11 protein-coding genes are annotated in these 12,549 nt (G+C 63.2%); 4 read left to right on the top strand and 7 right to left on the bottom strand.

Annotation, left to right across the window (positions count from 1 at the left end):
- Positions 1 to 168 precede the first annotated feature (168 nt).
- From H6X51_RS13450 to H6X51_RS13480, 7 genes are all read right to left on the bottom strand, one after another.
- Entirely contained in the window at positions 169 to 1,044 is an 876-nt protein-coding gene (locus H6X51_RS13450) for a metallophosphoesterase family protein (protein ID WP_185268005.1), read from the bottom strand.
- A 124-nt stretch (positions 1,045 to 1,168) separates the two neighbouring features.
- Positions 1,169 to 3,160: a PhoX family protein gene (locus H6X51_RS13455; RefSeq protein ID WP_185268006.1), complete on the bottom strand. Its 1,992-nt coding sequence runs from the start codon at positions 3,158 to 3,160 to the stop codon at positions 1,169 to 1,171.
- A 10-nt stretch (positions 3,161 to 3,170) separates the two neighbouring features.
- Entirely contained in the window at positions 3,171 to 3,971 is an 801-nt protein-coding gene (locus H6X51_RS13460; RefSeq protein ID WP_185268007.1) for an energy transducer TonB, read from the bottom strand.
- A 3-nt stretch (positions 3,972 to 3,974) separates the two neighbouring features.
- Complete coding sequence (gene tolR / locus H6X51_RS13465; protein ID WP_185268008.1) at positions 3,975 to 4,415, bottom strand: protein TolR; 441 nt, start codon at positions 4,413 to 4,415, stop codon at positions 3,975 to 3,977.
- Positions 4,416 to 4,418: 3 nt separating this feature from the next.
- The gene (gene tolQ / locus H6X51_RS13470) at positions 4,419 to 5,102 is read right to left on the bottom strand and encodes a protein TolQ (RefSeq protein ID WP_185268009.1); all 684 of its coding nucleotides are present in this window, start codon (positions 5,100 to 5,102) and stop codon (positions 4,419 to 4,421) included.
- 12 nt (positions 5,103 to 5,114) lie between these two features.
- The gene (locus H6X51_RS13475; protein WP_185268010.1) at positions 5,115 to 7,076 is read right to left on the bottom strand and encodes a phytase; all 1,962 of its coding nucleotides are present in this window, start codon (positions 7,074 to 7,076) and stop codon (positions 5,115 to 5,117) included.
- A 62-nt stretch (positions 7,077 to 7,138) separates the two neighbouring features.
- The gene (locus H6X51_RS13480; protein WP_185268011.1) at positions 7,139 to 9,664 is read right to left on the bottom strand and encodes a TonB-dependent receptor; all 2,526 of its coding nucleotides are present in this window, start codon (positions 9,662 to 9,664) and stop codon (positions 7,139 to 7,141) included.
- A gap of 339 nt (positions 9,665 to 10,003) precedes the next feature.
- Between H6X51_RS13480 and H6X51_RS13485 the strand changes: the two genes are divergently transcribed.
- From H6X51_RS13485 to H6X51_RS13500, 4 genes are all read left to right on the top strand, one after another.
- A complete protein-coding gene (locus H6X51_RS13485) occupies positions 10,004 to 10,921 on the top strand; it encodes a GGDEF domain-containing protein (protein ID WP_185268012.1) in 918 nt (305 codons plus the stop codon).
- Positions 10,914 to 11,963, top strand: a complete 1,050-nt coding sequence (locus H6X51_RS13490) for an AraC family transcriptional regulator (protein ID WP_185268013.1) — start codon at positions 10,914 to 10,916, stop codon at positions 11,961 to 11,963. The genes H6X51_RS13485 and H6X51_RS13490 overlap by 8 nt, the downstream gene beginning before the upstream one ends.
- A gap of 98 nt (positions 11,964 to 12,061) precedes the next feature.
- A complete protein-coding gene (locus tag H6X51_RS13495) occupies positions 12,062 to 12,250 on the top strand; it encodes a hypothetical protein (protein WP_185268014.1) in 189 nt (62 codons plus the stop codon).
- A gap of 18 nt (positions 12,251 to 12,268) precedes the next feature.
- Positions 12,269 to 12,406, top strand: a complete 138-nt coding sequence (locus tag H6X51_RS13500) for a hypothetical protein (RefSeq protein WP_185268015.1) — start codon at positions 12,269 to 12,271, stop codon at positions 12,404 to 12,406.
- The last annotated feature ends 143 nt before the right edge of the window (positions 12,407 to 12,549 follow it).

A 12,549-nucleotide genomic window follows, 5' to 3' on the forward strand; every position in this document is an offset into this window, starting at 1 on the left:
TGCCGGCGTTCTCAACAGCTTGATGCGTCATGTATAGAAAACAGCCAGATCCATACATGTCTTATGTGACGTGTATACTTTTTCAGGTTTTATATACATGAGCTTGGCCGCATGTGCTGAAAAGAACAGTTTCTATACACATTGCGGCCCAAGCCACTATGGCGCGTGTTACTGGTGTGCTGACCGCCTCAGCATGAACCGATAATCATGGCGTTGCAGCGGCCCATCCAGTCCCACCTGATAGGTATCCACTACTACTTGACCATCATCCAGCACGGTCACCACCCGGAACATCGGGACATGCCGGCTTTCGTCGGGAATCTTGGTGCGCTCCAGTGCGGGCATGTGTAAATGGTGCACGCCGTCGATCTGCTTCGAGTGCTCGGTCCGGTCCATATCCATGTGCAGGTCGCCGGAGATCATCGCCACCAGATTGGGATGATTGCTGATCTCGGCAAAGCGGGGGTGGTGGATGCCCTTGTCCGGGTTCTCAGGGAAGGTACCGGCAGGGGCACCATGCACTACCAGCAGTACCGGCTTGGGATGCAGCTGTCTGATCTGCTGCCTGACCCAGGCGATGCCCTCATCATGAAAGTCTCGGCCTTCATCCGGTGAAGCCATGACCAATGCGAGTTGCTCGAACTCCAGCACATAGCGGGGGCCGGGGATCTCGGCCTTGCCTTCGTTCCAGCGCTGGGCATATTCCATGTAGCGCTCCACGCTGGAGCCATGTTCCTCGTTGCCCATGATCGGGTAGAAGGGCAGGGTCAGGCGTTGCAGTACCGGGGTGACGGCCTGGTATTGCAGCTCGGTGCCCTTGTGGGCGATATCGCCGACGCCGATCACGAAGTCCAGATCGAGGATGTCGGTCAGGTGATTGACGTGACCGACCGCAGCGGCCAGGCCGGGGAACTCCGCTTTTGGCTTGGGCTCGGCATCACCGAGCACGGCAAAGCGCAGCACCGGCTCGGCGGCGCTGGCCAGCGGCGGGGCAATGATGCTGCCGAGCAGCAGGTAGGTGGACAGCAGGGTTCGCAGTTTCATGATTGATCCTTGTAGTTGAGGTTGATTGTCTGGAAGGTCGAGTTCCACCTCGACCATCGGAGGTGTCTGATACGCCGTTGGCCGGGATGGAACCTGGCAGGGTCGCCATCGGCCCTCCATGGTGTCAGCTGCCTATCACCCTGCCATCCTCATGCGTGATCACCACGGTGGTGGAGCGTGGGCGGCTTTGGCCGTCGCTGGCGGGGTAGCTGATTTTCGGGTGCTGGATGTTGACCCATAGGGTGCGGTAGTCCGGGGTCCAGGTGATGCCGGTGATTTCCGCGCCCCGGGGGCCGACCAGAAAGCGCCGTACCTCGCGGCTCTGCGGATCGGCACACAGCAGTTGGTTGCAGCCAGTGTTCACCGTATGCATGGCCTTTTCGTCCGAGTCGGTCTGTATCCACAGGCGACCATCACCATCAAACGCCAGCCCGTCCGGGGAGGAGAAGATGTCGCCCTGGATATTGCCGATCAGGTTGTCCGGCAGCGGCTGGCCCTCGGCGTCGGTGGCGCCGGACTGGTCGCCGGCGAGCAGGAACAGGTCCCACTCGAAGGCGGTGGCGGTCGGGTCGGCGTGGTCTTCACGCCAGCGCAGGATCTGCCCGTGCTGGTTGTTTGGACGCGGGTTGGCAGCATCCACGGCAAAGCGCTCGCCGCGCTCGTGGTTGTTGGTCAGGGTGACATACACCTCACGGCTGACCGGGTGTACTGCGACCCATTCCGGGCGGTCCATGGGCGTGGCACCAAGGATATCGGCGGCGCCCCTGGCGTTCAGCAATACTGCCTGCTGGTCGGCAAAGCCGTTGGCGGCGGTCAGACCCTGCTCGCCCCAGATCAGCGGCAGCCACTGACCGCGACCGCCTTCGTCAAAGCGCGCGGCGTACAGGGTGCCGCTGTCCAGCAGATCGCGGCTGGCGGCGGGGTTGGCCGGGTCATGGCGGCCAGCGGGGACGAACTTCCAGACGTATTCACCCCGGGCATCGTCGCCGGAGTAGACCGCCATGCGTCCGTCATCGCCCAGCGATACCACGGAACACTCCCGGCTCAGGCGGCCCATGGCGGTGCGCTTGATCGGTGTGCTGTCCGGGTCGAAGGGGTCGATTTCCACCACCCAGCCGAAGCGGTGCGGTTCGTTGACGTGGCCCTGGTGCGGCTGTTGCTCATCCGGGGTGGCGTCAAACCGAGCGTCGACCGACTCCCAGGCGTAGTAGGCGCTGCGTTGGCCCTGGCCGATGCCGTAGCGTTGGTGGGTCGGTCGGCTGGCGTGATCGGCGGCGTTGCGGTTGACGAAGTAGTTGTGAAAGTTCTCTTCGCAGGTCAGGTAGGTGCCCCAGGGGGTGACGCCCATGGAGCAGTTGTTCAGGGTGCCCAATACCGCAGTACCCGTCGGGTCGCTGGCGGTGCGCATGCGCTCATCACCACGCAACGGGCCGCTGATGCTCATGGGCGTCAGCGCGCTGATGCGTCTGTGGTAGCGTGAGCCCGATACCCGCTGCCACTGGCCGTCGGCATGGCGGCGGATCTCCAGCACGCTGACCCCGTGGGCAGCCTGTTCCTTGCGTACCTGATCCAGCAGGCGCTGGCGACGGCCATCGGCCAGGTCGGTGTAGCTGAAGCCGTCCGTATGCAGGGTCGGGTTGATGTATTCGTGGTTGATTACCAGCAGGCCGTGTTCGTTGGGCGCATCTTCAAAGGGGAAGAAGTGCATACCATCGTGGTTGTCGCCGGCCTGCAGCAGTTGTGCCTGCCAGTCCTGGGAGGCGTCATCCAGCCAGACGGGCGCGTTGTCCAGTACCGCATCGCCCCAGCTGAAGAAGGCCTCGGCGCGGTAGCCGGGGGCGACCAGTACACGGTCGAAGTCGGCGCCGGTCTGCGCGGCCACGCCGGTAAAACCCAGCAGCGGGCCGGTGGCCGCTGTCGCGCCGGCGGGGGCGCGCTGGCACGCCACCAGGCTGCCACCGAACAGGCCGAAGGCGGCCAGGGCCAGCCCGCCCTTGAGCACCTGACGGCGGCTGCGGTTGATGATGCGCTCCAGATCGGTGGCCTGACTGGGGTTGAGTATGCGGTCGTCCACCGCCTGCAGGTCGTCGTGGTAATACTGGTGTTCCTGTCTCATGGTCTGCTCGTCATTCAATGCGGTAGCGGAAGGTGTTGCGCACGTCGTGAACGGCGACACGCTGGCCGTTGACCGTCCGTGGCTGGTAGCGGAAGGACTTGGCGGCGGCCAGCGATGGGCGTGCGAACAGCGGGTCGTCACAGGCGCCGTCGACCACCTGCGGGTCGCTGACGCGACCGTCCTGGGTGACCGTGTAGCTCACCGTACAGTCGCCTTCCAGCCCGCGATCCAGTGCCCGCCGGGGATAGGTCGGGGGTTGCTTGCTGATCGGCTGGTACTGGGCAATGGCGGCGGCTTCGGCAGCGCGCCGTGCCGCCTCGGCGTCGGCCAGCGCCCGGGCTTCGGCCTCGGCGGCCAGGCTCTGCTGTTCCAGGGCATGCCGCTCGGCCAGTTCGCGTTGCTGCTGCTCCTGGCGGGCCTGCTCCTGCTGCCGCTGTCTTTCCTGTTCCTGCTGGCGCTGCTGTTCGGCCAGGCGTTGCTGTTCCAGACGCTCGCGTTCGTGCTGCTCTTCCAGTCGCTTGCGGGCGATCTCGGCCTGATCCACCTGCGGCTCCACCGGCGCTGGTGGTTCGGCTTCCACCACCGGTTCGGGCGGCGGTTCGGGTGCAGGCGCCAGGGGTTCTGGTACTGGGCTGGGCAGGCTGACCAGCTGCATGACCATCACCGACGGCGGTGCGCTGGCTGGCGGCTCGGGTGACCAACTGCTGTAGAGCATCCAGAAGGCCCCGCCGTGCAGCAGCAGGGTGGCTGCGGCGGGCAGCAGCCAGCTTTCGCTGCGGTGGTGCCGGCGTGGTGTGATCAACTCGTTCATGCGTCAGGGCGCCTCGGTAATCAGGCTCAGCCGGGTGATGCCGCCCTGTTGCAGGGCGGCCATGCCTTCGATCACCGCGCCGTAATCGGCATGGCGGTCGGCCCGGATGAATACCTGGGTCTCGGGTCGGGCGGCGACCAGGGCACCGATGCGCTGGCGCATATCCTCCAGCGAGTCGGCGCTGTCGGTGTACTCCTCGGTGTTCACCGTGTCGCCTTCATTCCAGTGGTAGTAACCGCCATCATCTATCGACAGGGTGACAATATTGAGCGGGTCGTCATTGGCCAGCGTCTCGCTGGCGACCTTGGGCAGCTCGATCTGCACGCCCTGGGTGAGCATCGGTGCGGTGACCATGAAGATCACCAGCAGCACCAGCATCACGTCGATATAGGGCACCACGTTCATTTCCGAGTTGAGCGAGGCCTTGCGGCGATGCGGGCGCATGACTCAGTGCCCCGCCCGGTTGTGCAGGCGCCGGTGGAGGATGGTCGAGAACTCCTCGGCGAAGCTGTAATAGCGGTTGATCAGCCCTGCACTGCGCGCGGCGAAGCGGTTGTAGGCGATCACTGCAGGAATCGCCGCGAACAGGCCGATGGCGGTGGCGATCAGCGCCTCGGCAATCCCCGGCGCGACCGCTGCCAGGGTCGCCTGCTCAGTCTGCGACAGGCCGATAAAGGAGTTCATGATGCCCCACACGGTACCGAACAGGCCGATATAGGGGCTCACCGAGCCGACCGTGGCGAGGAACGGCAGATTTTTTTCCAGGCGTTCCTCTTCCTCGGCAATGGCCACGCGCATGGCCATCTGTACGCCTTCCATTACCGCGTCCGGTTCACTGTTCTGCTGCTGCAGGTGAGCGAACTCCTGATAGCCGGCGTGGAAGATGCCTTCGATGCCGGAGCCGTCGGCCTGTTGCTGTTGGTAGAGCTGCGCGAGGTCGGTGTCCTTCGAGCGGAAGCGCTGCTGGAAGTCGGTCAGCGAACGCCTGGCCGCACCCATCAGGCTGCTGCGCTGGATGATCAGGAACCAGGAGATCAGCGACGCGAGTACCAGGGTCAACATCACCAGTTGCACCAGCAGGCTGGCTTCGGCAATCAGCGACCAGGGGGACAGGTTGTGAGTGGTTTCCATGGGTTGGCTTCCTCAATCCAGTTGCAGGGCATCGGCAATGGCTTGCCAGGGCACGTATTTGTAGTTCTGGTTGCCTTCGGGCATGCGCTTGCGGCCGTCCTGCACCATCAGCATACCGGCGCTCCAGGGGCCGCCGAGGTTGGCCGAGCTGACTTCCAGCCCGTCGGTTTCCGATACCCCGTCGATGCCCAGCTCGGCATTCAGGCCGATGCGGAAGCTGCCGCGCAGGGTGAAGGGTGGTTCGGCGTCGGTGACCACATAGCTGTCGTTGCCCTGGCTGGAAATCACCAGGTAGGGGCGATCCGGGTGCTGGTAGAGAGCCAGGCCTTCGATATCCGCCTCGACCGGACCGCCGACGCTTATCACCCGGGTCATCTCGGTGCTGGCATCCTCGCCGGCATCCAGTGCCCAGACCGCTTCGCCCTCTTCGCCGATGAACAGCCGCTGGCGCTGGTCATCCACCACGCAGCCCTCGGGCTGGCTGGCGACGGAGAACTCGCGTACCAGTTCGCCGTTTATTTCGCCGCTGTGGCCGTCCAGCCGGTACTGCAGGAAGCGGCCATCCTTGTCGTTGGCGATGGCGTAGAGGCGTCCGTCTGCCGCCCGGGCCATGCACAGTCCGTAGATGTCTGCCAGCGGCGTGGCGATCTGGCCCAGCTCACGCAGCTCGCCCCCGGTCGGGTCGATGGCAAACAGGTGCAGGCTGTTATGGTCGCGGTTGCTGGCCACGGCCAGGTCAAGCTGCTGCTCGCCGAGCTGGAAGCCGCTGCGTACATCGACGTTGTTCAGGCGACCGACACGCAGGTACTGCAACTGTCGGCCCTGCAGGTCGTATACCGCCAGACCGTTGCGCTTGTCTGTGCCCAGCACTCGGGAACGGGCAGGGTCGCTGGGGTGCAGCCAGATGGCCGGATCGTCGGCGGCGTCACCGACACTGGGTACCGGTTCGGTCTGCACCAGTGGCTGGACTACTGGCAGCGGCTCGCTGTTGCGCAGCGCCGGATAGGGCCAATCGAGTCGACTCTGGTACAGCTGGCCGTCGTCCCCATCGAGGATCAGCAGCTCGGCATGGCCGTCGCTGAGCCGTGCGGTCAGCCGCTCCGGCTCGACGCTGCCGTTCAGCTCCACCGGCTCCAGCGCCTGCCAGCCATCCTCGGTCAGCCGGTAGCTGTGCAGTCGGCGTGCCTCGGCATCCAGCGCCAGCAGGCCGCCGGGTACCACAGCCAGACCGGCGACCAACTCCTGCAGGCCGCCGAAGGGAGCCAGCATGTCCACCGGCTGGCGACCCAGTTCCGCCTCGGGGTGGGCGCCGTAGGCCCAGATGCCGACGCTTTCCTCGTTGACGTAGAGCAGGTGCTGCAGCTCATCTACCGCACAATGCTCGGCTTCCGGCGGCAGGCCGAGGCTGCGTATATGGGCTGGCTGATTCAGCAGTTGACTAGCGCTGCCGACCAGCCACTGATCACCCTTGCCTTCCTCACCGATGACAAACAGATGCAGGTTGTGGGCGTCATCGCGGTACAGGCACAGGTTCTCGACACGGTATGCGCTGCTCGGCAGTACCAGTTTGTGGTGTGCGGTCAGGCTGCCGGCATCGGCTTGCAGCAGGGTCGGCTGTTGGCGTGCGGTCTCGGTGGTGGCGATCAGCAGTTGCCCATCCTGGACCCTTGCATCCAGGGTGCTGAAGTTGCCTGAGTGCTGTGCCAGCTGCTCGCCGTGCTGATCCAGCAGCCACAGGCCGTCGGCGTCGGCGGCCAGCCGCTGGCCATTATCCAGCAGCAGCCAGGATTCGGCGCGCTGGGCGTGGGCGGGGGGCCAGCTGTGCAGGGTGCCAGCGCTGGCCGGCTGTGGCTCGCTGGCCGGGGTCGGGGAGGCGACAGCAGTGGTTGCGCTGTCGTCTGCGCTGGAGCAGGCGCTGAGCAGACCGGACAGGGCCAGCGTGGCCAGTGTGGTCAAATGAAAACGGGGTGGCATGGGATAATCCTTGCTGCAGGGAAGCGGAGGCGCGGCAGGCACTGGCCCGCCGCACCGGTCACTCAGAAGTGGGTCAGGGTCAGGCCGATCTTGTAGCTGGGTCCGTATTCCTCGTACTGGGCGTTGTAGCGGCGTTTGCCGGTGTAGACGTAATAGGATTCGTCGGTCAGGTTCTGCGCCTCGAAGAACAGTTGCAGGTTGTCGCGCAGGAAGTAGCTGGCGCTGAAGTCGACGAATAGCTGGTCATCCACCTTGTAGTCGTAACGGGCGTCCAGCACGTCACCCACTTCGTCCAGGTAGTCGGACTTGTAGTTGGCCGACAGGCGCAGGCTGAGCTGGTCGTTCTCCCAGCCCAGGGTCAGGTTGCCGGTGATGTCGGACTGGCCGGGCAGGCGGATGCTGCGGCTGCGCATGGCGCCCAGATCCGGGTCGAACTGTTCGATATCGGCGTCGGATCGGGTGAAGGTGGTGTTGGCGTTGACCAGCAGCCCGTTCCATGGGGCGGGCAGCCAGCCGAACTTCTGCGAGTAGGCCAGCTCCAGACCGTAGACCTTGGCGCTGTCACCGTTGACTGAGGTGATGGCTTCGCTGAAGCCTGTGTATTCACCTGTGCCGGCGATGTCGGCGGTATAGATGAAGTTGTCGATATCCTTGTAGAACACGAAGGCAGATACCGCACCGGCACGACCCATGTAGTGCTCGATGCCGAGATCGAAGTTGGTTGACTCCAGCGGCTTGAGATCGGGGTTGCCGAACTCCGCCTCGTCGTCATCCAGTACGAAGCCGGGGAACAGCTGGCCGAAGGTCGGACGCACTACGCTGTTGGTCCAGGCGGCGCGGACTTGGGTCTTGTCGTTGAGCTGATAGATGGCGTGCAGGCCCGGCAGCCAGTGGTCATATTTCTTGCTGGTGTTGTTGGCGACGAACTCGCCCTGGTCCAGTCCGGTGCCTCGGGCCTTCATGCGTGTGCCTTCGTAACGCAGGCCGGCGATGATGCGCAGGTCGTCGATATCCAGGGTATTCATCACATAGGCGGCATTGATGTCCTCCTCGATGGTGAAGTCGTTGATGCGCGACTCTTCCTCATCGTAGAAGTCGGCCCGATCCAGGCCGCTGACCAGGTCTTTCACTGCGCGGTCGGAAATTCGCGGCCCGAAGCGGCCCAGGCCGTAGTCGGCGGTGCTGCGGCTGAAGCGCGATAGATTCAGTTGAGCGTCGCTGAAACCCAGTTCGTCGAAGTCTTCGTAGACCCAGACATCCAGGTCGTTGTTCTTTTCCCGGCGGCTGAGCTTGCCGCCAAAGGCCAGCTGCGAGGGCAGGCCGCTCAGCTGAAAGTCACGGGTCAGGTCGAGCTTGATGTTCTTCTCGGTATCGGTGGTGCGCTGCTTTTCCCATTCCACCTCGGTCAGGGTGAAGTTGTTCGGGTCGTAATAGTCTTGCCCGGCGCGCAGACGCGGCTTGCGTGTGCTGTCGTAGCCGATATTGCTGAAGTCATCATTGCCTTCGAAGGCGGCATTACCGATGCCGCCAGGGCTGTCCTCGCCGGCCTTGCTGTAGCCGGCCTGGGCGCTGAGTCCCCAGTCGCCGAGCTGGCGCTTGCCGCCAAACACGAAGCTCTTGACCTCCTGGGTCTCCTCGCGGGCCTTGAGCTCGCGACTGACCTCGGCATCGCCCAGCTCACCGGGCAGCTGTGGGTCGGCAAACTCGGTTACCAGACCCTGGCGTACCTCATCGTCCTTGTAGCGGCTGTACAGGCTGCGGAACCAGACCTCGCTGTGCTCGTCCGGGCGGTAGTCCAGGTTCAGGCCCAGGCCGGTACGCTCGCGGGTGATGTCGTAGCGGCGCTGCTCGACTTCTTCCAGCCGGTTGCCGTCATCGAAGTCCCAGGCACCGCCGGTTTCTACGTTGTCCGAGCCGAACTTCCGCTCCTGCCAGCTCAGCGCCGCAGCGATACCGAAGTTGTCCACACCATCGCCGATACTGAAACGGTTACTGAAGGCGCCGGACAGTTTGGGGCTGTTGTTGCCAGTGTTCTCATCATGGCTGCCCTCGGCGCTGAGACTGTAGAACAGGCCGTCATGATCGAAGGCCGACAGGCTTTCCACCTCGATGGTGCCACCGAGGGAATTGGCGTCCATGTCCGGGGTCAGGGTCTTGACTACCGACAGCGACTGCACCAGTTCGCTGGGCAGCACGTCCATGGCCACCGCGCGGCGGTCGCTCTCCGGGGCTGGTACCAGGGTACCGTTGATGGTCACGCTGTTCAGATCCGAGCCCAGCCCACGTACCCGCACGAAGCGGCCTTCACCTTGGTCGCGCTCGACCGACAGGCCGGGAATGCGCTGCAGCGCCTCGGCGGCGTTATCGTCCGGGAGCTGACCGATGGCGTCGGCATGCACCACGCTCTTGATGGTGCTGGCGCGGCGCTGGTCGTCCAGTGCCTGTTCCAGCTGGGCAGCCTGGCCGATCACATCGACGACCTCCGGCTGCTGTTGCTGTGCCGCCAGCGGCGCGCTTATAGCGATGGCCAGCGCCAGAGCGCTGAGGCGGAATCCGCTGTGACGGATGGTGATGTGTGCTGCGAACATGGATTGATCCTCCCCTGGAAAAAGCGGCCTGTGCGGGCTTTCTGGGGAGGCAAGTTAGGTGGGGCAGATGTCAGTTATGTGACCAGGTTGTCATCAATAGTGGTGAAAAGTCAGGATATATGGGGTAACTGGTCGGTTTTGAGCTGATTTGACCCTTTCCCCTGGCCTTTCCTTGGTCATCTTCCGTTGTGAAGGCGCGGAATGAGTGGGGAACAGCAGTGCTGGCGGAGAAAAGGTGGCGTGCCTGAGCCCAGCGCGCTGAGCTGATATGACCCCGGGCGATGCAACAGCATTGTCATATGCAGCTGCTTAGCTGGCGAGCATGAACGGAGAACCATCATGACATCCATGCTCGCCACCCATCGCATAAAGCTGACCGTCCTGCTGATCGCCGCCAATCTCGGGCTGATCCTGCATCTGTTGTCGGGTGAGATCAAACCGGTCTCGGCCTGGGACTGGCTGGATGTGGCCGGGGAGGGCGGCTCGGCGGTATTGATACTGGTGTGGATCGGGCTGCTGCTCAAGAGCCGACCGGCGGGCTATGTGACCGATCTGTTGTTCACGGGGCTGGGCTGTCTGTTTTTCAGCCTGTTCATGGATACCGTAGACGAATTCATCGCCTTGCCTGTCGCGATCAACTGGGACGGCTGGCTGGAATCCGGACCTATGCCGGTTGGCTTTATCCTGCTGACCCTGGGTATTTTTCACTGGCACCGCGAACAACTGGCGATCAATGAGCAGATGCGCAACCGGGAGCGGCTGTTCCGTGAACACCGTCAGTTCGACAAACTGACCCCGCTGGGGGATGCCAACTATCTGCGGGCGCAATTGCAGTTGGCGCTGGGTGAGGCGAGCAATGCGCGGCAGCCATTGTCGGTCATCATGCTGGATCTGGATGCCTTCTCCAGGATAAACAGGGAATATGGCCACGCTGAAGGGGATCGTTTGCTGCAGGTGCTGACTCAATTGCTGCTGCTCAACCTACGCCAGCATGACCTGCTGTGTCGCTTGGCCGGGGATCGATTCGTGGTGACCCTACCGCATACCGGAGAGCGTCAGGCGCAACTGCTGGCCGGGGAGATGGGTCAGGCGGTGCGCAGCCTGGCCTACAAGAGCAGCCGCCAGGGCGAGCGTATCGAGTTGTCTGCTACGGTGGTGGCGTTGATGGCCCGCGACGAGGATACCAGCAGCCTGCTGCAGCGATTGAATATCGCCATGGCTCGGGCCAAGCAGAATCTGACGGTGCAGTATGGATAGGGGCGAGCGGGCAGCGGGGTGGCTGGAGTGCGATACGCGCTTTATTCCGGCGCACTATCAGCCCGCCAGCCTGATCGACCTGGCTCTTGGCCGGGGCGTCAATGTGCACCGGTTGCTGCAGGGGACCGGGCTATTCCATGAGGACATCCTTGCCGGCAATCGGCTGATCAGCCCGCTGCAGTTTCTGCGCCTGATCAGCAATGTGCAGCAGCAGATGCAAGCCGATGACACCAGCTTTCTGCTGGGTCAGCAGTGGCTGCCCGGTCACTACGGTGCGGCCAGCCACGCCCTGCGCCATGCCACCAATCTGCTGGAGGCATTGGAGCGGCTGGTGCGTTTGCAGCCGCTGCTGTGGCCCCTGCTGCGCCTGCGCTTGCGGGTGGACGAGCGGTATGTCTGGCTGGACTGGGGTGACTGCTTCGGTGCTGGCGGGCAGGACGTGTTTCTGGTCGAGGCCAGTATGGCGGCGCTGACGGGTGTCAGTCAGTGGTTGTCCGGCCAGCGACTGCCCTGGTTATTCCACCTGGCGCATACGCAGCCGCGCTACATCGAGCAGTACTGGGTGCATCTGGGCGAACAGCTGCGTTTCGACAGCCCGCTGAACCAGATGTGCCTGCCACGCAAGTACCTGCACCAGCCCTGGGCGGGGGCCTCGGCGACTGCCGGTCAAGTTGCCGAACAGGAAGGTCTGGCCATGCTTGCAGCGCTGCCGGCAGTGCAGAGTCTGCTGGACGGCCTGCATGACCATCTGCTGGCGCAGATTCGCCAGCCCCTGCGGCTGGAGGGAGTGGCGGAGTCCTTCGGCATGAGCCCGGCAACGCTCAAGCGCAAACTGCAGAAGCACGGTACGCATTTTCAGGAACAGCTGGATCAGGCCCGCTCCAGCGTGGCACTGGAGCTCTACCAGAGCCGCGGCTATACCAGCGACGAGGTGGCCGACTACCTCAACTTCAACGACCGCGCCAACTTCCGCCGTTCGCTACGGCGCTGGACCGGCCTGCTGCCCAGCGAACTGCGGGAGTGGCTGGGCGGGCAGCGCTGATCCGGGGTCAGCAGCAGAGGGTTTGCATTAAATAAAAACGTATAGACAATGTATATTGTTTTTTGGCTTGAGATTTATTTTTTTGCGCGAGTGCACCCATGTCAGATAAGCCCAGGAAAGTGAAACTCAACAAGAAGGACAGCCAGTTGCTGATCCGTATCAGCACTGCGGAACGCGAGCAGTTCGTCCAGCTGTGTGAACAGCTGGACACCACCGCAGCCCGCGAAATCAGGCAGTTCATTCGTAAATTCATCAAGAAGCATGAATCTACCGAGCCGCCCCAATAGCTAGACAGGAGACATGTCATGTCCAATAAAGTCAAGGCCGTCGCCGAGAAGAACGCCAAATCCATCAAGCAGAAGATCAAGGCGCGTGAGGCCAAGGTCGAGAAGCATGAGAAGAAGATTAAGGCTCTGAAAAAAGCCGCGAAAAAAGCTGCATAACGGCATGCACGGGGCCGCCGATTCGGGCGGCCTCGCCTGATATACACCCCTTTCCCCTGCCCGTCACCTGTTGGTCTACGCAGATCAATCGATTTTACTACCTACCGGTCGGTAGGTATCTCTGCTAAGCTCTCGCTCCTCGC

Origin of the sequence: Halopseudomonas xiamenensis, assembly GCF_014219065.1 — a bacterium.
Taxonomy (GTDB): Bacteria; Pseudomonadota; Gammaproteobacteria; order Pseudomonadales; family Pseudomonadaceae; genus Halopseudomonas; species Halopseudomonas xiamenensis.

Excerpts from the sequence above, each read along its gene's own strand:
- H6X51_RS13450 (WP_185268005.1), bottom strand. The coding sequence starts at position 1,044 with ATGAAACTGCGAACCCTGCTGTCCACCTACCTGCTGCTCGGCAGCATC.
- H6X51_RS13455 (WP_185268006.1), bottom strand. The coding sequence starts at position 3,160 with ATGAGACAGGAACACCAGTATTACCACGACGACCTGCAGGCGGTGGAC.
- H6X51_RS13460 (WP_185268007.1), bottom strand. The coding sequence starts at position 3,971 with ATGAACGAGTTGATCACACCACGCCGGCACCACCGCAGCGAAAGCTGG.
- tolR (WP_185268008.1), bottom strand. The coding sequence starts at position 4,415 with ATGCGCCCGCATCGCCGCAAGGCCTCGCTCAACTCGGAAATGAACGTG.
- tolQ (WP_185268009.1), bottom strand. The coding sequence starts at position 5,102 with ATGGAAACCACTCACAACCTGTCCCCCTGGTCGCTGATTGCCGAAGCC.
- H6X51_RS13475 (WP_185268010.1), bottom strand. The coding sequence starts at position 7,076 with ATGCCACCCCGTTTTCATTTGACCACACTGGCCACGCTGGCCCTGTCC.
- H6X51_RS13480 (WP_185268011.1), bottom strand. The coding sequence starts at position 9,664 with ATGTTCGCAGCACACATCACCATCCGTCACAGCGGATTCCGCCTCAGC.
- H6X51_RS13485 (WP_185268012.1), top strand. The coding sequence starts at position 10,004 with ATGACATCCATGCTCGCCACCCATCGCATAAAGCTGACCGTCCTGCTG.
- H6X51_RS13490 (WP_185268013.1), top strand. The coding sequence starts at position 10,914 with ATGGATAGGGGCGAGCGGGCAGCGGGGTGGCTGGAGTGCGATACGCGC.
- H6X51_RS13495 (WP_185268014.1), top strand. The coding sequence starts at position 12,062 with ATGTCAGATAAGCCCAGGAAAGTGAAACTCAACAAGAAGGACAGCCAG.
- H6X51_RS13500 (WP_185268015.1), top strand. The coding sequence starts at position 12,269 with ATGTCCAATAAAGTCAAGGCCGTCGCCGAGAAGAACGCCAAATCCATC.